Source organism: Nonomuraea sp. NPDC049695 (assembly GCF_040674955.1).
Lineage (GTDB): Bacteria > Actinomycetota > Actinomycetes > Streptosporangiales > Streptosporangiaceae > Nonomuraea > Nonomuraea helvata.
Genome location: NZ_JBFANV010000035.1, coordinates 68,251 through 90,992, shown reverse-complemented (window position 1 = coordinate 90,992; position 22,742 = coordinate 68,251). Strand labels below are relative to the sequence as shown.

Genomic DNA, 22,742 nt, shown 5'->3' with positions numbered 1-22,742 from the left:
TTCCCGCCCTGCCTAGGGGCAGGAATCACCCGGGCTGTCGTAGGCCCGGCGGGCTGCGGTGATCGCAGGGGCGGCGAGGCGGGCCCAGGCCGTGAGCGCTTCCAGGGGCTCGCGTATGTCTTCGATCAATGGTGTGGTGGCGTACTCGACCCGTGGCGGAGAATCCGGGTACACGGTGCGGGTGACGAGTCCGTTGCGCTCGAGATCTCGCAGGCTCACGGTCAGCATCCGGCGGCTGACACCCGTGATCGCGCGTTCCAACTGGGTGAAGCGGCGGGGGCCTTTCCCCAGTTCGACCAGCACTTGAGCGCTCCATTTGCCGCCGATCAGGGCCAGGACCTCAGGCAGTGGGCAATCGTCGAGGTCGGGTCCCGTCGTGTCCGCCATGAGCTGGTCTGTAACCGCGGTGTTCCGTTGTGACAAGAAAGTGCCTTCTTTCGAGCTTTCTAGTCATGCGCCACTATTGCTGCCGTTACCAATCGTAACGGTCCTGCGTACAGGCGCAGGGTCGTCGTGAAGAGAAGGAAACGACACGTGCCCATCGCGCGCAGCAACGGTTTCACCATGTCCTTCGAGGTCTCCGGTGACGGTCCCGCGGTAGTGCTTCATCCGGGCATGTTCCAGGACGGGGCGCACTGGGCTCACAGCGGATACACCTCCGCGCTGACGGCCGCCTACACGGTGATCGCCGTCGACCCGCTCGGGCTGGGTGCCAGCGATGCCCCGCATCACGTCGCGGCCTATTCGCTCGAGCGGCGTGTGGACTCTGTGACGGCGGTGCTGGACGAGGTAGGGGTCGATCGGGCCGCGTTCTGGGGATACTCGCTCGGCGCCATGACGGGTTACGCGGTCGCCGCCCACGCTCCCGACCGCCTGACCTGTCTGGTCGCCGGCGGTTTCGATCCCATCGACGGCTTCCGCTCCGCGGTCGGGCCCACGCTGCGCCAACTCGGCCTGCCCGCCGACACCGACGCCTACCACCTGATGAAGCAGGGCGCCGCCGCCGACCCCTATCAGGCCGCCCTGATCGAGGCGGGCGACCCTGCCGCCTTCCGCGCCAACTACGAGGCGTTCTCGCGCGAGCCAGGACTGCAGCGGGAACTCGCCGATTCGGGCGTGCCGATGCTGCTGTACGCGGGCACGACCGACCCTTGGCACGAGCCGATGCGGGCCTTCGCCGAACGGTCCGGTGCCGACTTCTTCTCCATCCCCGACGCAGACCACAAGGGCTGCTGGGACCGATCGGCCGAAGTGCTGCCCAGAGTGGTGTCATTCCTGGCCGCCGAGGGACGGCCGAGGTCGTCCTCAAGCTGAGGGGACGTTCAACCCCGGATGCGGGCCCCAGAGGAACAGCGTGACATGCGGGCGTCAGTGGTGGTAGGCGTGGACCACGGCGTGCCCCTTCCCCCGTCCGATGATCCACTTGTTGATCGGGGTCGTGACGAGGAACGCCACCAGCAGCGAGAGCGCCAGCGCGCCCCAGAACAGCACGGTCCCGAGACCGGCGTCCATGGCACCGGGGATGATCACCATGACGCCGTTGTCGACGATCTCCATGACGAGGATCGACAGCGTGTCGGCGGCCAGCGCCAACCGCAGCGCCGTACGCCAGTCCACGCCGGCGCGGAAGAGGCCGCGGAGCGTGAGCGCGTAGCCGAAGAAGAACGCCAGGACGATGGCCAGGATGATGCTGGGCCCGTTGCCCCAGCCGAGCGCCGTGGCGATCACCATGCCGAGCACCTCGCCGATGGCGCAACCCGTCAGGCAGTGCAACGTCGCGGACGCCGCCACTCCCCAGGTCGCCTTCATCGCATGCGCTTCATGCCCATGATCACCATGGTCGTCACCGGTACCAGGATCGTGTGGGTCGTGTCCAGCATGGTGCATCGATTCCGACATCGTTACCTTCTCGCTCCATCAGTCGCTCTCGCCCGCAGACCCTATACCCCTATGGCGTATAGGGCAATGGGGTATGGTGCCCTCAGTAACTCGTACATCCATGTACGAAATAATCGGAGGGTTGCATGACTGGCCATATCCCGGTCCACCTGCAGGTGAACGGGCAGGCGCACGAGCTGTCTCTCGATCCCCGCGTCAGCCTGCTCGACTGCCTGCGCGAGCACCTGCAGCTGACCGGCACGAAGAAGGGCTGCGACCAGGGCGCCTGCGGCGCCTGCACGGTTCTCGCCGACGGTGAGCGGATCAACTCCTGTCTGGCGCCCGCCGTCCAGTGCGACGGCATGGAGATCGTCACCATCGAGGCCATGGCGGGCCACGGGCTGGGCGCCAAGGTGCAGGAGGCGTTCCAGGCACACGACGGTTTCCAGTGCGGCTACTGCACGTCCGGACAGATCTGCTCGATCGTCGCCATGCTGGCCGAACACCGCGACGGCCGGCCGAGCGCCGAGACCGGGGACCTGACCGCGCCGGCGGTGCTCACCGATGCCGAGATCAGGGAGCGGATGGCGGGCAACCTGTGCCGGTGCGGCGCCTACAACGGCATCGTGGCCGCCGTCAGAGAGGTGGCCGGGGCATGAGGGAGTTCGCCTACGTCCGCGCGGCGGATGTGTCCGCAGCGGTCCGGCTGGCGGGACCCCAGGTGAGGTACCTGGCCGGCGCGACGAACCTGTTCGACCTCATGCGGGAGGAGGTGGAGACGCCGGAGCTGGTCGTGGACATCTCGCGTCTGCCGCTGTCCGCCGTCGAGGACCTGCCGGACGGCGGGCTCCGCCTGGGGGCGCTGGCCCGCAACTCGCAGGTCGCCGCCGACGACCGGATCCGCCGGCGCTACCCCGTACTCGCGCGGGCGCTGCTGAAGGGGGCCTCGCCGCAGCTGCGCAACCGGGCGACGGTTGGCGGGAACCTGCTGCAGCGGACGCGCTGCCGCTACTTCTACGATCTCGGCGCCGCCTGCAACAAGCGGGTCCCCGGCGCGGGGTGTGCTGCGCTCGACGGGTTCAACCGCGCGCATGCCGTCCTCGGGGCAAGCCAGAGTTGCGTCGCCGTGCATCCGTCCGACATGTGCGTGGCACTGGCAGCGCTCGACGCGACCGTCAACCTCACCGGCCAGGACGGCGAACGGAGCGTGCCGATCACCGACTTCCACCGCCTGCCCGGCGAGACACCGCACAAGGAGACGGTGCTGCGCGAAGGCGAACTCGTCACGAGCGTGGACCTGCCGCCGGAGCAGCCGGGCCCCGGCGACTACGTCAAGGTCAGGGACCGGGCCAGCTACGCGTTCGCGCTGGTGAGCGTCGCCGCGTCGCTGAGGGTCGAGAGCGGCCGGATCGCCGGCGCACGTATCGCGCTCGGCGGGGTGGCGCCCAAGCCGTGGCGCGCGTACGCGGCCGAGGAGCTCCTGGTCGGAGCGGTGACGGGCGAGGCGGCGGCGGGCGGGGCGGTGTTCGGACGGGCCGCCGAGGAGGCGGTCGCCGGAGCGGCCCCGCTGGAGCACAACGCGTTCAAGGTCGAACTGGCCAGGCGGCTGGTCCGGCGTACCCTCATCGAACTGGCAGGTCGCTCATGAACGTCGCCGCACGCGGTTTCAGCCTCGCCACGCGAGCCATGGGCAAGGTGGCCAGGCTCCTGCCCGACGGCCGCCACGACCCCCTGTCCACCCGGACCGGCGAGATCGGCCGTGACGTCGACCGGCTCGACGGTCCGGCGAAGGTGTCGGGCGGCATCCGCTACACCGCCGACCACGCCCTCGCACGGCTCGCCTACGCCGTCCCCGTCCCCAGCGCGATCGCCAGGGGCCGCATCATCGCCGTCGACTCCTCCCGGGCGCTCGCGGCACCCGGGGTGGTGCTGGTGATGACGCATGAGAACGCGCCGCCGATGAGGTCCACCGGCGCGTACGCCACACTCAAAGGCCCGGTCGCCGCTGCCGCCATGAGCCTGCCGATCATGAACACGGACCGGGTCTTCTGGCACGGCCAGCCGGTCGCCGTCGTCGTGGCCGACACGCAGGAGCAGGCGGAGCACGCGGCCAGGCTCGTCAAGGTCGAGTACGCCCACGAGCCCGCACGGCTGTCGATGACGGACGAGGGGGCCTACACGCCGGCCCACTCCGTACTGGAGGAGTCGAAGACCGTGGTCGGCGACGTGCGCGCGGGGCTGGCCGAGGTGGCCGTCACCGTGCGAGGCGTCTACACCACCCCGCTCGAGTACCACAACGCGCTGGAACCCCACGCCACCGTGGCCGCCTGGGACGGCGACGATCTCACCGTCCACGACACCGCGCAGTACCCCTACGGGGTCAAGGAGATGCTGGCCAAGAAGTTCGGCCTGCCACTGCGCCGGGTCCACGTGCTGGCGCCGTACATAGGCGGCGGCTTCGGCGGCAAGACTCCCGCCTGGCCGCACGTGGCGCTTACCGTGGCCGCCGCCAGACTGGCGGGCCGCCCGGTCAAGCTCGTGCTGTCACGTACGAACACGTTCCACATGACCGGCGGCCGGGCGCCCACCCGCAGCAGCATCGCGCTGGGGGCGGACGAGCGAGGGCACCTGACCGCCATCGTGCACGACGCCCTGGCCACCTGCACGACGGACGAGTTCGCCGAGGCCGCGATCGCCTCCTCCCGGCACCTGTACGCGTGCCCCAACATCGCCGCGCACCAGCAGGTCGTACGGGTGGACCGCATCCAGAACGCCTTCTTCCGCGGTCCGGGCGTGACCCCGGGGTCGTTCGCACTGGAGTCGGCCATGGACGAGCTCGCCTGGGGGCTCGGCCTCGACCCGCTCGAACTCCGCCTCCGCAACGAACCCGATCGCGACCCGATTTCCGGCCGCCGCTTCACCAGCCGTCACCTGCGCGAGGCGTACGCGCTCGGCGCGGAGGCGTTCCGCTGGGGCGAGCGCGCCCCCACGCCGGGCGCCACCCGCGACGGGCACTGGCTCGTCGGACAGGGCATGGCCGCCGCCATCAACCCCGACGCCGTACTCATCGCCGCGGTCAGGCTCCGGCTCTCCGCCGACGGCACGGTCACCATCCACAGCAGCACGAACGAGCTCGGCGCCGGCACCTCGACCGCCCAGACCCAGGCCGCGGGCCAGCGACTCGGCCTCCCCATGCACAGGATCCGCTTCCTGCAGGGCGACTCCGACGTCGCCAAGACCCGCATCCCCGGCGCCTCCGCCGCCACGACCACCCTTGCCTCGGCCATCTGGTCGGCCCGCGACGAGCTGGTCCGCGAACTGCTCAAGCTCGCCGAGGACACACCACTGGCCGGGCGAAGAGCCGAGGAGGTGGAGACGCGTGACGAGGGGCTCTTCACCCGGGACGGCCGCGGGGAGACGTACCGGCGGATTCTGGAGCGGGCCGGACGCGACCATGTGGAGGTGACGGGCAAGTCGGCGCTGCCGTACCAGACGATCAAGCGAGCCACCAGCACCTACGGCGCGCACTTCGCGGAGGTGCGGGTCGACGAGGACACCGGCGAGGTACGGGTCTCACGCTGGGTCGGCGCGTTCGACGGCGGTCGCATCGTCTCGCCGAAACAGGCCGTGAGCCAGATGCGCGGCGGCATCATCCAGGGCATCGGCATGGCGCTGATGGAAGAGACGCTGTTCGACGAGCGCTCGGGCCGGATCGTCAACGCCAGCCTGGCCGAGTATCACATCCCCACGCACGCCGACGTGCCGGACATCGAGGTCCGTTTCGTGGACCGGCCCGACCCGCAGACGCCGCTCGGCGCCAAGGGCATCGGCGAGCTCGGCATCGTGGGCGTGGCGGCGGCCATCGCCAACGCGATCTACCACGCCACCGGCAAGAGGGTGCGCGACCTGCCCATCACCCCGGACAAACTGCTCCAGATCTAACCCCCTCCTCGCATGTCGGAACCCTACGCCGGTATGGTTCCATTAACTCGTACATCAATGTTCAAGTTATGGAGGATGCATGAAGGACAAAGGCTGGGCCGTACTGGTCCTGCTCTGCCTGGCGCAGTTCATGTTGATCATCGACATCACCGTGGTCCAGGTCGCGCTGCCCACGATCGGCACCGACCTGGCGCTCACCCGCGAGGCGCTCACCTGGGTCGTGACCGCCTACACGCTCTGTTTCGGCGGGCTCATGGTGCTGGGCGGCAGGCTGGCCGACGCGGTCGGCGCACGGCGGACGATGCTGGCGGGGCTGGCCCTGTTCACCCTCTCATCGCTGCTGTGCGGGCTGGCCACGACCGGATCGCTGCTGGTGGCGGGCAGGGCACTGCAAGGCGTCGGCGCCGCGCTGCTCTCCCCCTCAGCGCTCGCCCTCATCACCACCACGTTCGAAGGCGAGCGTCGCAATCGCGCGCTGGGCGTGTGGGCGGCCATCGGCGGCACGGGGGCGGCACTCGGCGTGCTGCTGGGCGGCGTCCTCACCGCGGGCCCCGGCTGGATGTGGGTGTTCTTCGTGAACGTCCCCGTCGGCGTGATCCTGCTCGTGGCCATTCCGTCGCTCGTCACCGCCGGCAGCCCCCACGGGAAGCGGCAGCGGCTGGACGTGCCGGGCGCGCTCTCCATCACCCTGGCCACCGCCCTGCTCATCTACGGCCTGGTCACCGCGGGAGACGCCGGCTGGAGCGCCTGGGCCACGCTCGTCCCCCTGCTCGGGGCCGCGGTGATCTACGGAGGTTTCGTGCTGATCGAACGCACCGCCCGCAATCCCTTGATGAGCGCGGAGACCCTCGCCCGCCGCCCGGTGATCTCCGGCACCTTCGTCATGCTGCTGGCCACCGGTCTCATGCTGGGACTGTTCTTCCTCAGCTCGCTCTACCTCCAGCACGTCCTCGGCTTCAGCGCCCTGCGGACCGGGCTGACGTTCCTGCCGGTCGCCATCGCCATCACCCTCGGCGCCCACCTCGGCGGCCACTTGATCGGAAAGATCGGCGGCAGGCCGATCGCGGTCGCGGCCTTCGTGCTGACCGCCGTGGGGGCCGCGCTCATGACGCGCATCTCACCGGATACGAGCGCCTACACCACCTTGCTGCCCGGCTTCGTCATCGCGGCGTTCGGCATCGGCCCGGCGTTCGTCACCGCCACCACGACGACCATGGCCAACGTCCCGCACGGCGAGACCGGGGTCGCCTCCGGCGTGATCAACACCTTCCACGAACTGGGCGGCTCCATAGGGGTGGCCGTCGTCTCCACGGTGGCGGCCACCGGCCTGGCCCCCGATGTGGCAGCCGGTGCGGGAGGAATCGGCGGGTTCACCTCGGGGTTGACGCTCTGCGCGGTGGCGGCGGGCGTCGCGGCCGTCATCTCGCTCGTCCTGGTGCCGAAGGGCAGACCGGCGGCCGCCTTCGTGGGCCACGGCCACTGAGCCGTCATCCACCCGCATGGGCCAGGTCCGCCCGGGCGCCGGTCGCGCCCGGGCGGTCATGGCATCAGAGCCGGTCGAGGAGCTTCTGCAACTGCTCCACCTCGGTCCGCTGGGTGGACTCGATCGCCTTGGCCAGCTCCTTGGCCTGCGGGTTCGAGCCGTTGGCCTGCTCGGTCCCGGCCATCTCGATCGCGCCGTTGTGGTGGGCGATCATCTGCTCGGCGAACAGCTTGTCGAACGCCTTGCCCTTGGCGGCATCGAGCTTCTTCATGTCCTCCTCTGACATCAGGCCCGGCATGCCGTGCCCCATGCCCGCCTCAGCGGGCTTGCCCCACTCGGCCAGCCAGCCTTTCATGGTCTGGATCTCCGGGTCCTGAGCCGCCTTGATCTTCGCCGCGAGCTTCTTGATCTCCGGGTCGCTCGCGCGCGTCGGCGCCAGCTCGGCCATCTCGACCGCCTGCTCGTGGTGCGGGATCATCATCTGCGCGAACATGACGTCCGCGTCGTTGAAGGCAGCCGACGGCTGCGTGCTCGCCGTGGTGGCGGTAGGCGCGCTCGCGCTGCTCATCCCCTCATGCCCGGCCATGGAGTCGCCGTTGCCGCCGCAGGCGGTCAACAGGGCGAGCATGCCGGCGGCAACGGTGAAGGACATGGTGCGGTTGATACGCATGGTTGATCGTTCTCTCGATGTGTGGGAACTGTCGGCCTGCTCGCGGACCGTCGTCCGCGTGATCATCGGCCTATATCCGCAGCATCGAGAGACCGGCCAGCCTCAGAGACGTGGGCTTCGGCGGCGGCCTGGCCACCTGCCGCACGGGCGGGGCGCCTCCGACGCCGTCGTACGTCGGCCGCCCCGCTCTGGCCCAGGCCGCCGTCAGCAGCAGGACCAGGAACGACGTCAGTATCGCCAGGCATACGCTGGTCGGGTCGAGCCCCGGCATCTCATGCTCGGGAACGAACGCCCGAAGGCCCGCCGGAACGACAAGAGGGGGTTCCTGGGCGACGCTCATCCCGTGCGCATCGGACGAGGGGCCGCTGTGCCGGCCGTGGACGTGGCCCAGGGTGTGCATGCCGTACACGCCCATGGCGAGGACCACGAGCAGGAACCCGCGCGCGACTCGCAACGCGAGGCGTCGCCGCGCAACTCCCACCGGCCCTCCCTCAGCAATCAGCACGTCGCTACAGCAGTGTACTAACTAGCCTCGTAGCCTCCCGCCGAGGCCCGGCCGGAGTTCTGTGATTGCGGGGATCCCTCCACGCAAAGGCATAGTAGACAGCGCGGTGCCGCAGGAGCCTGCTCAGCCCGCCCCCTCGCACAGCTGGGTGTGCAGGGTTCCGTAAGCCCAGGCTTCCCACTCGACCGGCGACCAGCCGCGGTCGCGGACGAAGACGAGGTACAGGTCGGGGCTGAGCAGGCAGTACAGCAGGTCGGCCGCCATCGCGGCGGACAGCCCGGGGCGGGCGCCGGGCTTGGCGACCAGGGCCTGAGCGGCGGCCGACTGCACCGTGAACCGCGGATCCTCACCGGTCGGCCACATCGTGGCGATCTCGGGATCGTTGGCGGCGGCGGTCTCGAGGAGTTTCGCGATGGAGGCGACCCGGTCGAGGATCAGCCGAGTGCCGTGCACGTGCTGCCGCAGCTGGTCCGCAGCGGTCGCCGCCGCACGGGCCTCGCGGAACCAGGGACGGTCCATGGTGGCGATCGGCTCGTCGTCACCGGCGATGGTGGTGTCGACCAGCTCCTTCAGCAGCGCGCGCTTGTTGCGGAAGACGAAATAGATCGTCTGCACGGCGACGCCGGCCCGGTCTGCGACGTCCTGGAGGTTCGTGGCCCCATATCCGTGCTCGAGGAACAGCTCCCGCGCCGCCGCGACGATCTTCGCGCGGGTCTGTCGAGATCGTTCGGTCCGCTTGTCCAGCCGCTTGACAGTGCTCACGGCTCAAGTCTATATCTAGAGTCGTTATCTAGAGATGAGCTCTAAATAGTTCTGGAGGACAAGATGAAGCTGGCTCAGATGGCATGGCGGCTCAGCAGCCTGGGGAGGCGCTCCGAACGCAGCCGCGAGCTCGCCGTCAAGCGAACGCTGCAGGCGTACTACCTGTCCGGCAAGCCGCCGTGGGACAGCGGCATCCCGGCCCCCGAGCTGGTCGACGCGGTGGAGGGGGCGCACGCGTTGCCTCCCGGGCGCGCGCTCGACCTCGGCTGCGGCACCGGGACCAACGCCGTCTACCTCGCGGGCAACGGCTGGGACGTCGTCGGCGTCGACCTCGTCGGCCGCGCCGTCCGGCAGGCCAAGGAGAAGGCCGACGCCGCGGGCGTACGGCCCCTGCTGCTGCGCGGCGACGTCACCCGGCTGGACGAACTCGCCGTCGGCGACGGCTTCAGCCTCTTCTTCGACCTGAGCTGCTACTGCGGCGTCCCCACGCACCGCCGCGACGCCTACGCCGCCGGCGTCACCGCCCGGGCCGCTCCCGGCGCCCGGCTGCTGATGTTCGGGTACGGCCCGGAAGCGTTCGACGACGGCTTCACCGGCGTCACCGCCGACGAACTCCGCAGCCGCTTCACCGGCTGGGAACTCGCCGACGTCACCCCTGGCACCAATCGCGTACCCACGTACTGGTTCACGCTGCATCGACGGTGACCCACCATGGCGAATGGCTCCGAGCCGATCGGCTCGGAGCCATTCGCATGGAACAGCCGGCAGAAGTCCGCTTGACAGCTGTTCGGCGCCCGCCGGCTGTTCGCGGCCGGATGGCTGATCCTGCTGGCCGGCTCCCTGGTCGCGGGCATCGCCCTGTACGGCGCCGCCGCACCGGCGGGCGGCACCGCGGGCACTCTTAGCCCCGGCTCCTGGACTTCCGGAGAGCCGGGGCACACGGCTGAACGCCCTGGCGTCACCGCGCCGTGCGGATCACGCTTCGGCTGGGGAGAGCAGCGAGAGCATGGTCTTGATCAGCACCGGCTCGACCTCCTCGGGCGCCAGCCGCCCCGACTCGCGCTCCTGCGCGGCACTGTGGATGATCGAGAAGAACGTCGTCACCAGCCAGGCCAGCGGCAGGTCGGTGCGGAAGTCGCCGTCGCGCTGCCCGCGCGCGATGAGCCGCTCCACCCGCCGCAACGGCCGGTCATGGTGCTCCCGAATCCGCTCCGTGGCCAGGACCCGGTCGGCGGCCAGGAACAGGCGGCGGTGCCGGTCGAGCACCTCCCAGGACGACCGCAGCAGTCCCGCCATGGCCTCCGGCGCGGGTGCCGTGTCGATCGACTCGTCCGCCAGCACCGCGTCCGCCACGTCGACCGCGTGATCGAGCACCGCGTCCACCAGCGCCTCCCGCGACGGGAAGTGACCGTACAGCGTCACCCTCCCCACCCCCGCGGCCTTGGCGATGTCGGCCACGCTCGCCGCGGCGTCAGCGCTGAGCAGCCGGGTCGCCGCGTCGAGGATCGCGGCGATGTTGCGCTCGGCGTCCGCACGCCGAGCGGGTACGGGCTGTCGTGCCGCTGTCCTCACCATGCGATCCACCCTACGACGGCGGCCCCTGTGCCACGGGAACCCCCTAAGGGACGCGGCCGGGTCAGTCCTCGCCCACCACGCTCAGGTCGTCGCCCAGCGCGGCGGCGATCTCCGCGGCGCGCGAGTGATCGTCCAGTCGTCGCGTCACATAGGCACAGCCGTGGTGGTGCTTCAGTGACCACCAGGCTGCCGAACCGCCGATCCCGCCCTTGGCGATCTTGCCGCGGTCCCGGACGAAGCCCAGCGTCCAAGTGATCCTGGTGCCGAAGACCTCGTCGAAATCCGTGACCTGGGAGGCGAGGAGTTCGGCGTGCAGCTCCGGTCCGAGCAGGGCGCGCACCGGGCTGTCCGCTCCGGTCAGCTGGGAGAAGAACCGCGCCATGGCGGTCGCCGTCGTGTGCAGGTTGACCGCGCCGAACACCGCCTGCCGCCAGGCCCTGGAGTTCGCACGCTCGACGTCCAAGGTCCCGTCGGGAATCTGCAGCCACGGCGCGGCATGCAGCCGGCGCGGCCATTCCGGGTCGGCGTACTCCAGATCGGCGACGCGCTCGAGCGCGTCGTCCGGCACCCCGAACCAGGCGTCGAGCCCCAGCGCGGGCCGCACCACCCCGTTGAACGACTCCCCCAGTGTGGTGCCGGCGCCCGCGCGCAGGATCCCGTCCACCAGGTGCCCGTAGGTCAGCGCGTGCTCCCCGAGCGACGTTCCTGGAGCGTACTCCGGCGCCGCCTGCGCCAGGCTTTCGCGCAGCCCGGCATCGTCGAGCAGGTCCAGGCCCGCGGCTTCGCCAGGGAAGCGCGGCTGCCCTGCCCGGTGGGTGAGCACCTGGCGCAGCGTGGTGTGCTCCTTGCCCCTGATCCCGTACGCGGGCCAGTATCGGGCTATCGGCTCGTCCAGCGTCAGTGCGCCGTCGCGCACCGCCACCAGGGCGGCGAGCGTCACGAAGGCCTTCGACAGCGAGTACGGCTGGACGAGAGTGTCGGTGCGCCAGGTGCGGTGCCGCGCGGCGTCGGCCCATCCCCCGTTCAGCCGGACGACCTCCCGGCCGTCCCGCCAGACCGACACTCCGGCCCCGGTCTCCCGTCCGTCGTGCACCAGCCTCTGGAACGCTTCGAGCACCTTGTCGTACCCGTCCGCGACGAACCCTTCGACCGGCGCCGCAGCGGATTCTTCCCTCACTTCGCATACCCCCTATATGTATGATCCCATCTGGAATATACCTAGGGTGGGTATACAGGACAATCCTCCGGAAGCCGGGCGTACCGGCTTCCGGAGGATGGTCCGCGTCCGTCAGGAGTTCAGGACATCGCATCCGGCGGCCGCGATCGCGTCCTTGACTCGGCCGTCGTCGACGGGGCCGTCGGTCAGGATGCTGACCTTCGACTCCTCGAGGTTCAGGTCCACGCCGACGACGCCGGGCACCAGGATGAGCTCGGACCGGATGCTCGCCAGGCAGTGCTCACAGCTCTCCGTGGACAGCCCGCTGACGTGGTAGGTGACCAGGCTGTAGGCGACAGTGATCATCCATGCTCCCAGTGTTGAAACGGTTGGAAACGGCGCGCCTGGTGAAGATCCTGCCCGCAGCGGGAGTCCCGTGACAGGCTTCGGGGCCTTCCGAGTCACGCCATGGCGAGAAACAGACAGGCCGGCTTGGAGAAGCGCATGGCGCTATGTCATGGTTTCCGCGTTTGTTCGGCAACGACAGGGACCGCCACATGACCGACGCCTCGCCCACCGAGGAAGACCGTCTCGCCCAGGCCGTGTACGAACGCGTCCACACCAGAGGCGAGACCGTCGCCGACGCGTCCGCCGCTCTGGGCCTCACCGAAGCCCAGCAGAACACCGTGCAGGACCGCCTGATCCACCTCGGCCTGCTCAGCCCCGGATCCCAGCTCAGCGTCGAGGCGTCCGCGGCCCTGACACTGAGCCTGCAACGCAGCCATCGGGCCCTGGACAAGCTGGTCGAACAGCACGTCCTGACCGCCTCGCTGGCCAGGAACTACCTTGGACTCGGCCGGCAGGCCGACGACGGCACCTCGGTGCAGTTCTATCCGCGGCAGGAGCGCGCCACCCGCCTCAACCAGCGGCTCAACGAGCTGGCGGAGATGGCGCAGCACGAGATCGCGGAGCTGCACCCGGCTGCGAACTGGACCCCGCAGAGGCTGGACGGCGGCGTCGAGCGCAACAAGGTCTCGCTGAGCAGAGGCATCCGCATCCGCAGCATCCACGCGCAGATCTCGCTGTCCGATCCGCTCATGCGCGATCATCTGCGCGCACGGGCGTCGGAGGGCATCGAGATCCGGGTCGCGCCCATCGTCCCGACACGCATGCTCGTGTACGACCGGCGCATCGCGATCATCCAGGCCGATCCCGAGGACGTCGAAGCCGGCGCCGTGCTGATCCGCGGCGGCAACGTGGTCAGATCTCTGGCCGCGATCTACGACTACCTCTGGCTGACGGCCTCGGAGCCGCAGGACGTACCGCGCTCGGTGCACGGCATGGCGTTGAGCGAGCAGCAGCACGCGGTCCTGCGCCTGCTGGCGACCGGCGCCAAGGACGACGCGATCGCCCGCAAGCTGGGCGTGTCGAATCGCACCGTGACCCGGGTCGTCGCCGAGTTGACGGCGATCCTGGGGGCGGACAGCCGATTCCAGGCCGGCGTACGCGCCGCCAAGCTCGGCTGGCTGGACTGAACCAGGGGCGTCGCGCGGGGTCAGTCGCCGTGCAGGCCGTCCGGGTCGCAGTAGTCGACCTCGTTCGTCGGCCTGAAGCTGGCGACGATGAGCTCCCGCTTGAACGGGCCGCCCTTCGGCACGTCCTCGGCCGACACCTCCAGCGCGAACTGCTGCATCGCCCGCAGCGCGCGGCCGGCGACGACGACCGGACGGCGCACCAGGTAGATCGCGGAGAAGGGGCAGCAGTAGTAGCTGCCGAGCGGCTTCCCCTGGGCGTCGGTGGCAAAGGTGATCGCGCCGTTGTGCCGGGCGGCGTCGATCTCGGCCTGGATGCGCAAGGTGAGGGCGGGGGCCGGGTCGAAGTCCCACATCTCCTTGATCGCCTGGTGCGCCCGCGGGTCGGCCTGCCAGTAGCTCCGCTTCTGCGGATCGGTCAGGCACCACGGGTCGAAGTTGCGGGCGTCGGCGATCCTCAGGTTGGCGGGCGGGACGGCCTGCCGTACATCCGGTCCCTTGTAGCCGGCGATCAGACCGGGCATCGCGATGAGCTGGCCGAGGTGGTAGTAGATCTCCAGAGCTCGCTGCAGGCGCTGCTCGATGGCCTCGTGCATGCGCGGTGCCGGGTCGGCGTCGAGCAGACCTTCGGCGTAGTCGGCGGTCGTCGCCGCCTCGGCGGCGAGCTGGCGTAGCCGTTCCAATGCGGGGCGGTGCCTGTCAGCGTCGGCGACGGTCTGTTCGAAGACACCGAGCGCGACCTCGGCGTGCTGACGGATCGCGCGTGCGGCGGCGAGCATGCCCTTCAGGTGCGGCAGCGGACACGGGCTGGCCTCGGCCCATTCGGGCAGGTCAGCGGGGAGCAGCAGCTCGTTCTCCACCAGGTAACGGGAGTTCCCCGCGGCCTGGCGGGCCCGTGACACCCAGTTCTCCACCTGGGCGAAGCAGGCGTCGACCTGCAGAGCGGTGACCTGCGGCACGTAGCCGACGGTGCTCGGGTCGGCGGCGTAGTCCGCGTCGAGCAGGTGCTCCCCGATGGCCTGCAGAACGAACGCGTTCCACGTGCACAGCAGCTGCCCGGCGGCGGCCTGCGGGCCGTGCCACAGGTTCACCCCCTCGGCGGCTAACCGAGCGCGCAGCGCCTCGGCCCGCTCCAGCTCGGTGTAGACGAGCCCGCCCGCCCGGCGATAGGCCTCGAGCTCGTCGGCTCGGACCTCTCCCTTGAACGCCGCCGTCATCCGCGTCATGAACGACATGCATGCCTCCCCGTTGTTCCCCTTTCGTCGTAGCGTACGGGCGGGCATGATCCCCCAGGCGGAACATTTGGATCACGACTTGTGAACGCCGCCGTGGCCGCGTTCACGTACTCGGTTCACGTGACCGGGCCAGCCGTACGGCAAGCAGCGCGAGCGGCAGCAGCGCGACCAGCAGGTAGGCGAGCGCGGCCAGCCGCTGATCGCTGAGCGGGTCCGGCGCGCCGGGCGGGGCCGCCAGCAGGAACCAGTCGGGCGCGACCGGCGGCCCGAACAGCAGTAAGGCGCCCACGGCCAGCTGCACCACCCCGACGGCGGCCAGCAGCCCGGCGCGGACGGTCCAGGAGATCCGGGGCGGCAGCGGGTCCACGCCCGCCAGCATCCAGAACACCACTGACCCGGCGCCGAAGAACCCCAGCTCGGTGGCCAGGTGCGCGGCGTGCTCCGGCAGGGCCCACGCCAGCCAGCCGGTGCGGTACAGGAGCGGGAAGGCCAGCATGTAGGCGATCGGCAGGCAGGCGAGGACGGTCAGCCGGCCGGGGCGGCGCGTCCCGATGCGGAGATCTGCGCCGGCCTGGGCGGCCAGGGTGAGCGGGGCGCCGAGGCAGAGCAGCAGCGGGGCGAGGACCGCGAGGACGGTCTGCTGCAGGGCGTGGACCGACAGCATCATCCGCGCGTACCCGTCGACGCCGCCGAGCAGCACCAGCCCCATCAGCGCCAGGCCGGTGTACCAGGCGAGCGTGCGGCCGAGCGGCCAGGAGGCGACCCGCCGCACGCCGGCCAGGTAGCCGATCGCGGGCAGCGCCAGCAGCAGAACGACCATCGGATCCAGGCGGATCTCGGTGAGCAACGCGGTGGGCGTGAAGGGGGCCAGGTCGTACTCGAGCACGCGGAAGAGGTGCCCGCCGTCGATCTGCGGGGTCGGCGGCGGAGTCCGGGACAGGCCGACGGCCAGCGCCATGGCCGCCACCATCACGATCATCTCGCCCGCGGCCAGCCGGATGAAGACCTGGCGCACGCTCCGGTCGGCGACGTACGCGACCGTACGGCGACGATGGATCCAGCCGAACACGGCGAGGATCGCCAGCGCGGTGGTCTTGGCCAGCAGGAACCCGCCATAGGCGCTCTCCCACAGGTCCGAGACCGCGTTCAGCCGGACCCATGCGGCGGCCAGGCCGGAGACGGCCACGCCCGCGAAACACCACAGGGCGATCGTGCTGAACCGGGACAGCACGCCGGGTAGATCGCCGGAGTGACGCAAATGCAGAAGCACCGCGCCCAGGCCGCCGACCCAGAGCGACACCGCGAGCAGGTGCGTCATCAGGGCCGACACCGCGATGTCGTGGCCGGCGGCGGAGGCCGCGTGGCCGACGTAGGTGGGCGGCAGGATCGCGAACGCCGTGATCGCCAGCGGGATCCACGCGGGCAGGCGCCGCAGCCGCGTGGCCGCGCCCGCCACGACGACCACGGCCGCCACCAGGAGCAGCACGCGGGCCTGCGGGATGGACAGGCTGAGACCCAGCAGCTCCGGGGAGGCGAGCAGGTCCGGGACGGGCAGCGCGGTGATCTCCGACAGGGTCAGCAGGTAGCTCAGCAGGCCGGTGGCCACCCAGCCGAGCGCCCACCGGCCGGCCGCGCGCAAGCAGGCCGCTTTCTGGGTCGAGGCGGGCGGGGCGAGAACGGCGGCGGCAAGGAGCGTTCCCACGGTGGCGACCGAGCACAGGTGGTAGCAGAAGCGGACCAGCGGCAGTCCCCATGCGGTGAGCGGCCCCGCGGTGGGCAGCCCGGCGATGGCCGGCTCCCCTGCGCCGTGGCCCAGGCCCAGAGCCAGCACCACGAGGCCCGCGGCGATCGCCGCGGCACCGGCGTAGATCCGCTGACGCCGCCCGCCGAGGCGGGACGGCGTCCAGGCGCGTTCACGCGTCGGACCGACCCTTGAGTCCGCTGTCAGGCTCCAGCGCATATATGGGGATACGCGGCATCCGGCGGGTCGGTTCGCGCGGCTGGGTTCACCAGTCGCGGGCCTGGTCCGGCACGGGCGTCAGGTGCTCCCGTCGCGTTCGGGGTGAATGGCGTCGGTGTGCTCGGTGTGGGCGAGCGCCAGGTCGAGCAGCATCCGTACGTGCGGGTCCTCCAGGCGGTAGTAGGCCATCCGCCCGGAGCGGCGCGCGGCGACGATGCGGTGCGCGCGCAGCAGCCGCAGGGCGTGGGAGACGGCCGACTCGCTCTGGCCGGTGACCGCGGCCAGATCGCATACGCACAGCTCGCCGTCGAGCAGGGCGACCAGCAGCCGCAGCCGGTTCGGGTCCGACAGCAGGCCGAAGATGTCCGCGGTGTCGGTCAGGTCCTCGGCGGCCGGCATCCGTTCGCACACGGCGGCCACCCGGTCGGCATCCACCACTTTGACGGCGCAGCCGTCCACCGCCAAAACGCGCCCGTCTGAAGAACCATTCATATGGGCAAGATAGGGCGATGCCCGGATGCCGTGTCAAGAGCGCCCGACCTGGCGGCAGACATCGCGGAGGGCGGCCGCGAACCGATCGATGTCCTCCGCAGAGGTGAACAGGGCGGGCGTGACGCGGACGGCGCCGCCGCCGGCCATGCCCGTCCGGGCGACGGTGAAGATCCGGTGTTCGTTCATCAGGCGGTCGGCGATGGCGGTGTTGTCGGCCTCGGTGGTACGGCCGCGGAGCCGGAACGCGGTGATGGCGCCGTACATGCCGGGTTCGTCCGGGGTGAGGATCTCCAGATTCTCGACCTCGCGGAGCGGCTGAACCCAGCGGTCGCGCAGGAACCGCAGGCGGGCTTGTTTGACCGCGGCGCCGAGGCTGTCGTGGAAGTCCAGGGCGGCGTCCACGGTGAGGACGGGGGCGACGTTCATGGTGCCGGAGTGCACGCGGGAGCGGATGTCGGTGGCGGGGTAGGTCTCGTCGGCGTACAGGAGGTCGATGTCGGCCAGGCGGTCGGCGCGGATGTAGAGGAATCCGGCGCCCAGCGGCACGCCCATCCACTTGTGCAGGGAGAAGACGGCGAAGTCGGCGTCGAGGTCGGCGAGGGTGAAGTCGAGCTGTCCCCAGGAGTGGGCGGCGTCCACGATCACGTCGACTCCCCGCCCGCGGGCCATGGACACGATCTGGCCGACCGGCGTGACCAGCCCGGTGCGGTTGTTCATGTGGCTGAGCAGGAGCAGCCTGACCTTCGGGTGCTCGCGCAGCGCGCGCTCGTAGGTGTCCAGCACTGCCTGGCGCGTGGCCGGTTCGGGGATGACGACGCGCACGACCTCGACGCCGCGCCGGTCCCGTAGCCAGTTCATGGCGTACTGGCCGCTGTGGTAATCCAGGTCGGCGTACATGACGGCGTCGCCGGGGCGCAGGCGGCGGTAGCCGGAGACGAGGTTCTGCAGGGCTTCGGTGCCGCCCCGGGTGAGCGCGATCTCGTTCCGCGACACGCCGAGCAGCCCGGCGATGCGGTCGCGGATCTTGTCGGCGCCGGCCTTGTACGTGGTGCGCAGCAGGTGAGAGCTCTGCTCGTTGAGCAGGTCGACATTGCGGTGGTACGCCCGGCGGACGGGCTCGGACATGATGCCGTAGTAGCCGTTCTCCAGGTTGACGAAGTCGGGGCTCACCCGGAACTGACGGGCGACGCCGGCCCAGAAGCGCTCATCGCGGGCCACCTGCTCCGGGGTGGTGCCGCGCGGCGCGACGAGCACGTCCGCGGTCGCCGGGCCCGCGGCGATCGCGCCGAGCCCGGCGAAGACCCGGCGTCTCGACAGGGTCACGGAAAACACCACCTGTAAGTCAGCGGATACGCGAATGTCCAGTGTCACCTGAATCGCAGCACGGTACGGCCTTCATTTACTCGTGTACACGATGAATGGCGGCGGGAGCTTTACCGGAATCTTTGATTTCGCCGGGCGCGTCCGGTGGGCTCCCGGGCATCATCACCAGTGATGCTCTCGATGCGAACGACCCGTTCTCGCCGCCCGGCCGGTCGGCTGACGGCGCGTGCGGCGGTCATGCTCGTGCTGCTCGTCGGCGTGGTGTTCGCCCATGGCGGCGCGTGCGCGGCCATGGAGTTGTCGGAGCCGGCCATCCATGCCGTGGACCCTGCCGTGGACACCGCCGTCGACACCGCCATGGACCCTGCCGTCGACGCTGCCGTGGACGGCGCGCGGTGCCTGCATCGCGAGTTGCCGGCGCGTCACCGGCACGGCACCGAACCGGACTGTTCGGCGATCAGCCTGGACGACACGCCCCTCTCCGTGGCCACGCCGGCGACCCGGTCGGTCGCCACGGCGGACGGCGTCGCCGAGCTCCCGATCGCCCCGGCGCGTGCGGTCCGCCTTGCCGCGCCCTATCTGGAGAATCTCTGTGTGATGCGCATATAGGAGCTACGACATCCTTAAGTCGTCCTATATCCACTCAGATTCGCGGCCGTTTCGTCATGCCCGCGAATTGCGTCATTCATTTCCGGGAATTCACCCATGCCATCACAAGCTGCTTTCGCGCGCCCGCAAGAGGCGCCCGCCACCGGTTCTTCGTCGCTTTCGCTGACCGTCGGCAACACCCCGCTGGCGTTCATCTCGGAGCCCTTCGTACCGGGAGGAGGATTCTGGGCCAAACTGGAAGGCTTCAACCCGGGCGGCATCAAGGACCGTCCCGCCCTGCACATGGTGCGCCGGGCGCGGGCCCGGGGAGATCTCCGGCCGGGCGCGACGATCGTCGAGTCCACCAGCGGGACTCTGGGACTGGGCCTGGCCCTGGCCGGGATCGTCTTCGGCCATCCGGTCGTGCTGGTGGGCGACCCCGGGATGGAGCCGCTGATGTGCCGGCTGCTCGCCTCCTACGGCGTACGGCTGGAGATCGTCACCGAACCGCACCCGGTCGGCGGCTGGCAGCAGGCCCGCCGCGAGCGGGTCCAGCGCCTGCTCGCCGAGACTCCCGGCGCCTACTGCCCCGACCAGTACAACAACCCGGACAACGTGGACGCCTACGCCGGGCTGGCCCACGAACTGCTGGCCCGCCTTCCGCACATCGACACGCTGGTGTGCTCGGTCGGCACCGGCGGGCACAGCGCCGGCATCCACAACGTCCTGCGCCACCACTTCCCCGGTCTGAAGCTGATCGGGGTCGACACCATCGGCTCGACCATCTTCGGCCAGCCCGCCAGGGCCCGGCTGATGCGCGGACTCGGCTCCAGCATCCATCCCCGCAACGTGGCCTACGACGCCTTCAGCGAGGTGCACTGGGTCGGCCCGGCCGAAGCGGTCTGGGCCTGCCGCGCACTGGCCGCCCGGCACTACGTCTCGGGCGGCTGGAGCACCGGCGCGGTCACCCTGGTGGCCCGCTGGCTGGCGCGCACCACCCCCGGACAGACCATCGTCGCGATCTTCCCGGACGGGCCGTGGCGGTACTGGAACACCGTCTTCGACGACGACTACTGCCGCGCCCACGGGCTGCTCGGCACGGTACCGGCCGAGGAGCCGGATCTGCTGGACGTACCGACCGGGCGGGAGGTGCGCCGCTGGACGCGCTGCACCACCGTGACAGACCCACTGGCAGGCACGAGATGAGCGGCGTGCTGCGGGAGTTCCGCTCCTTCGACCGGCCGATCCAGCTTCTGCAGGTCAACCAGGCGGGCATCAACCTCGGCTTCTACATGCTCATGCCCTACCTCGCCCAGCACCTGTCGAGCGGCGCGGGCCTGGCGGCCTGGACGATCGGGCTGGTCCTCGGCCTGCGGAACCTGAGCCAGCAGGGCATGTTCCTGATCGGCGGCACCCTGGCCGACCGGCTCGGCTACAAACCGCTGATCATGCTCGGCTGTGCGCTGCGGACCGTCGGGTTCGCGCTGTTCGGGCTGACCACGTCGCTGCCGCTGCTGGTCGTGGCCGCCGTCGTGACGGGTTTCGCGGGTGCGCTGTTCAATCCGGCGGCCCGCGCTTACCTGGCGGTCGCGGCCGGGGAGCGCAAGGTCGCGGCCTTCGCCGTGTTCAACGTCTTCTACCAGGGCGGCATCCTGCTGGGCCCGCTGGTCGGCATCGTCCTGCTGAGGACCGGCTTCACCGCCGTGTGCCTCTCCGCCGCGGCGATCTTCGCGGTGCTGACCGTCCTGCAGGGCTGGTGCCTGCCGGCCCGGCGCGGCTCGGCGCGGAAGGAGCAGCCGGTGCTGCGCGACTGGCGGCTGGCGTTCAGGGACCGGGCGTTCGTCTCCTTCGCCGCGGCGATGATCGCTTCGTACGCGCTGTCGTACCAGATGTATCTGGCCCTGCCGCTCGAAGTGCAGCGCCTCGGCGGAGGTGAGAGCGGCGTGACGGCCCTCTACGCCCTCTCGGCGCTGCTCGGCATCGCCGGTCAGGTGCGCCTGACCGGCTGGTGCTCGGCCCGGTGGACCCGCGGGCAGGCGATCAGCCGCGGCCTGGCGCTCATGGGGATCGCCTTCCTGCCACCCGCCGCGGCCGCCCACCTGCCCCTCCCGCCGGGGTGGGCGTTGGCGCCCGTCGTGCTCTGCACCCTCCTGCTCACCCTCGGCACGCTGGTCGCCTTCCCGTTCGAGATGGCCACCATCGCCGACATGGCGGGAGACCGGCTGATCGGCACCTACTACGGGCTGTACAACCTGCTGTCCGGCGTCGGCATCCTGGCCGGGAACCTGCTGTCCGGCGCCCTGCTCGACTCGGCCCGCGCCACCGGCCTGGCCGGTCTGCCGTGGCTGCTGCTGGCCGTCACGGGAGCGGTCTCGGCGGCGGCCGTCAGGCGATTGGACCGGCGTCACCGGCTCTCCCCCACCGGCCGGGTGACTCTCGCCGGACTTGACTCTGGATAGTCAGCTTTTCGTCCGCTTTATGTGGCGTCTACTAGCGTGTGATCATCCGGCGGCGCCGGTAAGGGGACGAGACATCGGGGGAACGCAAGGGTGACGAGGCTGGCCCAGAGCGCGCTGGCGGCGCTGGCCATGGCCATGCTCGCCGTCCTGCTCCTCTCACACGGAGCGCCCTCGGCGGGTGAGCCGTACGCCTCCGCGGCGCCGGTGGCCGTGGGCGAGACGCGCCACTGCGAGCACTTTCCGCAGCTGGAGGAGCCGTTCAGCCACGTCTGGTCCCGTGACCGCCAGCAGACAGGCCGGGCCCTTGGAGCCAAGAGCTCATCGGGCGCCGTGACGACGCTGCCCGTGGTGCCGGCGATCACCGTCACCACGGAGGCCGAAGACCCGCCGTACGGACTGCGCCGCCAACGTAGCGGCGCGCTGCCCGCCGTGTTCCAGGTGTTCCGCTGCTGACAGGGTCAACCGAGCGAATCGGCCGGCCCGCTGAGGCCGACCCCGTCTGAGACGGGTCGCTTCATGCTGCCTTCGCCCGGTCCAGGACCGTACGAATGACGGCTTCGACGCGCCGACACCGGCGCACAGGAGACACCTGACATGCAGTCTTTGATCGATCATGCGCGTACCTTCCACGCCCTGGCCGCCGAGCGCGGGGTGGAGCTCGACCGGCTGGCCGCCGGTCAGTCGCCGCAGGCCCTCTTCATCACCTGCTCCGATTCCCGCGTGATCCCCTCGCTGTTCACCGGGGCCCGGCCGGGCGAGCTGTTCGAGCTGCGCACGGCCGGCAACATCATTCCTCGTCACCTTCCTGATCGCTCGTCCGGTGAGGCCGCCACCATCGAGTACGCGGTGGAGGTGCTCCGCGTCTCCGACATCGTGGTGTGCGGGCACTCGCATTGCGGTGCCGTGGGCGCGCTGGTACGGGGAGAGGACCTGGGCGCCGTTCCGGCCGTCCGCGAATGGCTGCGGAACGCCGACGCGCCGCCCGCGGCCGACCACGGGCCGGACGTCGCCCGAGCCGTGCAGGCCCACGTGCTCGCGCAACTGGAGCGGCTACGCGAGTATCCGGCCGTCGCCGCGCGCCTCGCGGAGGGACGGGTCTCGCTGCGGGGCTGGTTCTATGAGGTCCACACCGGCTCCGTGCTGGCCCATCGGCCGGGCACCGACGACTTCCTGCCGCTGTGA

At 70.5% G+C, this 22,742-nt stretch carries 24 protein-coding genes; 12 read left to right on the top strand and 12 right to left on the bottom strand.

The window, feature by feature from the left end:
- Window positions 1-12 precede the first annotated feature (12 nt).
- A complete protein-coding gene (locus AB0J64_RS28215) occupies window positions 13-387 on the bottom strand; it encodes a helix-turn-helix domain-containing protein (RefSeq protein ID WP_364032941.1) in 375 nt (124 codons plus the stop codon).
- Between the two features lie 147 nt (window positions 388-534).
- Between AB0J64_RS28215 and AB0J64_RS28210 the strand changes: the two genes are divergently transcribed.
- On the top strand, window positions 535-1,314 hold the full coding sequence (locus AB0J64_RS28210; protein WP_364032938.1) for an alpha/beta hydrolase: 780 nt from the start codon (window positions 535-537) through the stop codon (window positions 1,312-1,314).
- Between the two features lie 54 nt (window positions 1,315-1,368).
- Here AB0J64_RS28210 and AB0J64_RS28205 read toward each other — a convergent pair whose 3' ends face one another.
- The gene (locus AB0J64_RS28205; protein ID WP_364032935.1) at window positions 1,369-1,809 is read right to left on the bottom strand and encodes a DUF4396 domain-containing protein; all 441 of its coding nucleotides are present in this window, start codon (window positions 1,807-1,809) and stop codon (window positions 1,369-1,371) included.
- A gap of 215 nt (window positions 1,810-2,024) precedes the next feature.
- On the opposite strand from AB0J64_RS28205, the gene AB0J64_RS28200 reads away from it, so the two are divergent.
- The 4 genes from AB0J64_RS28200 to AB0J64_RS28185 all read left to right on the top strand — a co-directional run bounded on the left by AB0J64_RS28200 (window position 2,025) and on the right by AB0J64_RS28185 (window position 7,303).
- Entirely contained in the window at window positions 2,025-2,537 is a 513-nt protein-coding gene (locus AB0J64_RS28200) for a 2Fe-2S iron-sulfur cluster-binding protein (protein WP_364032932.1), read from the top strand.
- Window positions 2,534-3,526, top strand: a complete 993-nt coding sequence (locus AB0J64_RS28195) for a xanthine dehydrogenase family protein subunit M (RefSeq protein WP_364032929.1) — start codon at window positions 2,534-2,536, stop codon at window positions 3,524-3,526. The genes AB0J64_RS28200 and AB0J64_RS28195 overlap by 4 nt, the downstream gene beginning before the upstream one ends.
- Window positions 3,523-5,820: a xanthine dehydrogenase family protein molybdopterin-binding subunit gene (locus tag AB0J64_RS28190; protein WP_364032926.1), complete on the top strand. Its 2,298-nt coding sequence runs from the start codon at window positions 3,523-3,525 to the stop codon at window positions 5,818-5,820. Before AB0J64_RS28195 ends, AB0J64_RS28190 begins: the two co-directional genes overlap by 4 nt.
- 79 nt (window positions 5,821-5,899) lie before the next feature.
- Entirely contained in the window at window positions 5,900-7,303 is a 1,404-nt protein-coding gene (locus AB0J64_RS28185) for an MFS transporter (RefSeq protein ID WP_364032923.1), read from the top strand.
- Between the two features lie 64 nt (window positions 7,304-7,367).
- On the opposite strand, the gene AB0J64_RS28180 is transcribed toward AB0J64_RS28185, so the two are convergent.
- The 3 genes from AB0J64_RS28180 to AB0J64_RS28170 form a co-directional block, all read right to left on the bottom strand.
- Window positions 7,368-7,955 (bottom strand): DUF305 domain-containing protein, encoded by a 588-nt coding sequence (locus AB0J64_RS28180; RefSeq protein ID WP_364032921.1) that lies wholly within the window; start codon window positions 7,953-7,955, stop codon window positions 7,368-7,370.
- Window positions 7,956-8,043: 88 nt separating this feature from the next.
- Complete coding sequence (locus AB0J64_RS28175; protein WP_364032918.1) at window positions 8,044-8,454, bottom strand: DUF6153 family protein; 411 nt, start codon at window positions 8,452-8,454, stop codon at window positions 8,044-8,046.
- Window positions 8,455-8,601: 147 nt separating this feature from the next.
- Window positions 8,602-9,240: a helix-turn-helix domain-containing protein gene (locus AB0J64_RS28170; protein WP_364032915.1), complete on the bottom strand. Its 639-nt coding sequence runs from the start codon at window positions 9,238-9,240 to the stop codon at window positions 8,602-8,604.
- 63 nt (window positions 9,241-9,303) lie between these two features.
- Here AB0J64_RS28170 and AB0J64_RS28165 point away from each other — a divergent pair, with 63 nt between their 5' ends.
- Window positions 9,304-9,945: a methyltransferase domain-containing protein gene (locus AB0J64_RS28165; protein WP_364032912.1), complete on the top strand. Its 642-nt coding sequence runs from the start codon at window positions 9,304-9,306 to the stop codon at window positions 9,943-9,945.
- Window positions 9,946-10,215: 270 nt separating this feature from the next.
- Here AB0J64_RS28165 and AB0J64_RS28160 read toward each other — a convergent pair whose 3' ends face one another.
- From AB0J64_RS28160 to AB0J64_RS28150, 3 genes are all read right to left on the bottom strand, one after another.
- Entirely contained in the window at window positions 10,216-10,815 is a 600-nt protein-coding gene (locus AB0J64_RS28160; protein WP_364032909.1) for a TetR/AcrR family transcriptional regulator, read from the bottom strand.
- Between the two features lie 61 nt (window positions 10,816-10,876).
- Complete coding sequence (locus tag AB0J64_RS28155; RefSeq protein ID WP_364032906.1) at window positions 10,877-11,992, bottom strand: serine hydrolase domain-containing protein; 1,116 nt, start codon at window positions 11,990-11,992, stop codon at window positions 10,877-10,879.
- Between the two features lie 111 nt (window positions 11,993-12,103).
- A complete protein-coding gene (locus tag AB0J64_RS28150) occupies window positions 12,104-12,337 on the bottom strand; it encodes a heavy-metal-associated domain-containing protein (protein ID WP_364032903.1) in 234 nt (77 codons plus the stop codon).
- A 191-nt stretch (window positions 12,338-12,528) separates the two neighbouring features.
- Between AB0J64_RS28150 and AB0J64_RS28145 the strand changes: the two genes are divergently transcribed.
- Window positions 12,529-13,506, top strand: coding sequence for a helix-turn-helix transcriptional regulator (locus AB0J64_RS28145; protein WP_364032900.1), 978 nt, complete (start codon window positions 12,529-12,531; stop codon window positions 13,504-13,506).
- 20 nt (window positions 13,507-13,526) lie between these two features.
- Here the strand turns inward: AB0J64_RS28145 and AB0J64_RS28140 are convergent, their stop codons facing one another.
- The 4 genes from AB0J64_RS28140 to AB0J64_RS28125 all read right to left on the bottom strand — a co-directional run bounded on the left by AB0J64_RS28140 (window position 13,527) and on the right by AB0J64_RS28125 (window position 18,513).
- Entirely contained in the window at window positions 13,527-14,738 is a 1,212-nt protein-coding gene (locus AB0J64_RS28140) for a hypothetical protein (RefSeq protein WP_364032897.1), read from the bottom strand.
- A 103-nt stretch (window positions 14,739-14,841) separates the two neighbouring features.
- Window positions 14,842-16,698, bottom strand: a complete 1,857-nt coding sequence (locus tag AB0J64_RS28135; protein ID WP_364032894.1) for a cytochrome c oxidase assembly protein — start codon at window positions 16,696-16,698, stop codon at window positions 14,842-14,844.
- A 78-nt stretch (window positions 16,699-16,776) separates the two neighbouring features.
- Window positions 16,777-17,190 (bottom strand): metalloregulator ArsR/SmtB family transcription factor, encoded by a 414-nt coding sequence (locus AB0J64_RS28130; protein WP_364032891.1) that lies wholly within the window; start codon window positions 17,188-17,190, stop codon window positions 16,777-16,779.
- A 33-nt stretch (window positions 17,191-17,223) separates the two neighbouring features.
- On the bottom strand, window positions 17,224-18,513 hold the full coding sequence (locus tag AB0J64_RS28125; protein ID WP_364032888.1) for an aminotransferase class V-fold PLP-dependent enzyme: 1,290 nt from the start codon (window positions 18,511-18,513) through the stop codon (window positions 17,224-17,226).
- A gap of 237 nt (window positions 18,514-18,750) precedes the next feature.
- Between AB0J64_RS28125 and AB0J64_RS28120 the strand changes: the two genes are divergently transcribed.
- The 5 genes from AB0J64_RS28120 to AB0J64_RS28100 all read left to right on the top strand — a co-directional run bounded on the left by AB0J64_RS28120 (window position 18,751) and on the right by AB0J64_RS28100 (window position 22,742).
- Entirely contained in the window at window positions 18,751-19,122 is a 372-nt protein-coding gene (locus AB0J64_RS28120; RefSeq protein ID WP_364032885.1) for a hypothetical protein, read from the top strand.
- A 96-nt stretch (window positions 19,123-19,218) separates the two neighbouring features.
- Window positions 19,219-20,307, top strand: coding sequence for a PLP-dependent cysteine synthase family protein (locus AB0J64_RS28115; protein WP_364032882.1), 1,089 nt, complete (start codon window positions 19,219-19,221; stop codon window positions 20,305-20,307).
- On the top strand, window positions 20,304-21,560 hold the full coding sequence (locus AB0J64_RS28110; RefSeq protein ID WP_364032879.1) for an MFS transporter: 1,257 nt from the start codon (window positions 20,304-20,306) through the stop codon (window positions 21,558-21,560). The genes AB0J64_RS28115 and AB0J64_RS28110 overlap by 4 nt, the downstream gene beginning before the upstream one ends.
- A gap of 90 nt (window positions 21,561-21,650) precedes the next feature.
- Window positions 21,651-22,013, top strand: coding sequence for a hypothetical protein (locus tag AB0J64_RS28105; RefSeq protein WP_364032876.1), 363 nt, complete (start codon window positions 21,651-21,653; stop codon window positions 22,011-22,013).
- 141 nt (window positions 22,014-22,154) lie between these two features.
- A complete protein-coding gene (locus AB0J64_RS28100) occupies window positions 22,155-22,742 on the top strand; it encodes a carbonic anhydrase (RefSeq protein WP_364032873.1) in 588 nt (195 codons plus the stop codon).

Excerpts from the sequence above, each read along its gene's own strand:
- AB0J64_RS28215 (WP_364032941.1), bottom strand. The coding sequence starts at position 387 with ATGGCGGACACGACGGGACCCGACCTCGACGATTGCCCACTGCCTGAG.
- AB0J64_RS28205 (WP_364032935.1), bottom strand. The coding sequence starts at position 1,809 with ATGAAGGCGACCTGGGGAGTGGCGGCGTCCGCGACGTTGCACTGCCTG.
- AB0J64_RS28200 (WP_364032932.1), top strand. The coding sequence starts at position 2,025 with ATGACTGGCCATATCCCGGTCCACCTGCAGGTGAACGGGCAGGCGCAC.
- AB0J64_RS28195 (WP_364032929.1), top strand. The coding sequence starts at position 2,534 with ATGAGGGAGTTCGCCTACGTCCGCGCGGCGGATGTGTCCGCAGCGGTC.
- AB0J64_RS28190 (WP_364032926.1), top strand. The coding sequence starts at position 3,523 with ATGAACGTCGCCGCACGCGGTTTCAGCCTCGCCACGCGAGCCATGGGC.
- AB0J64_RS28185 (WP_364032923.1), top strand. The coding sequence starts at position 5,900 with ATGAAGGACAAAGGCTGGGCCGTACTGGTCCTGCTCTGCCTGGCGCAG.
- AB0J64_RS28180 (WP_364032921.1), bottom strand. The coding sequence starts at position 7,955 with ATGTCCTTCACCGTTGCCGCCGGCATGCTCGCCCTGTTGACCGCCTGC.
- AB0J64_RS28165 (WP_364032912.1), top strand. The coding sequence starts at position 9,304 with ATGAAGCTGGCTCAGATGGCATGGCGGCTCAGCAGCCTGGGGAGGCGC.
- AB0J64_RS28160 (WP_364032909.1), bottom strand. The coding sequence starts at position 10,815 with ATGGTGAGGACAGCGGCACGACAGCCCGTACCCGCTCGGCGTGCGGAC.
- AB0J64_RS28150 (WP_364032903.1), bottom strand. The coding sequence starts at position 12,337 with ATGATCACTGTCGCCTACAGCCTGGTCACCTACCACGTCAGCGGGCTG.
- AB0J64_RS28145 (WP_364032900.1), top strand. The coding sequence starts at position 12,529 with ATGACCGACGCCTCGCCCACCGAGGAAGACCGTCTCGCCCAGGCCGTG.
- AB0J64_RS28140 (WP_364032897.1), bottom strand. The coding sequence starts at position 14,738 with ATGTCGTTCATGACGCGGATGACGGCGGCGTTCAAGGGAGAGGTCCGA.
- AB0J64_RS28135 (WP_364032894.1), bottom strand. The coding sequence starts at position 16,698 with ATGCGCTGGAGCCTGACAGCGGACTCAAGGGTCGGTCCGACGCGTGAA.
- AB0J64_RS28130 (WP_364032891.1), bottom strand. The coding sequence starts at position 17,190 with ATGAATGGTTCTTCAGACGGGCGCGTTTTGGCGGTGGACGGCTGCGCC.
- AB0J64_RS28120 (WP_364032885.1), top strand. The coding sequence starts at position 18,751 with ATGCTCGTGCTGCTCGTCGGCGTGGTGTTCGCCCATGGCGGCGCGTGC.
- AB0J64_RS28115 (WP_364032882.1), top strand. The coding sequence starts at position 19,219 with ATGCCATCACAAGCTGCTTTCGCGCGCCCGCAAGAGGCGCCCGCCACC.
- AB0J64_RS28110 (WP_364032879.1), top strand. The coding sequence starts at position 20,304 with ATGAGCGGCGTGCTGCGGGAGTTCCGCTCCTTCGACCGGCCGATCCAG.
- AB0J64_RS28100 (WP_364032873.1), top strand. The coding sequence starts at position 22,155 with ATGCAGTCTTTGATCGATCATGCGCGTACCTTCCACGCCCTGGCCGCC.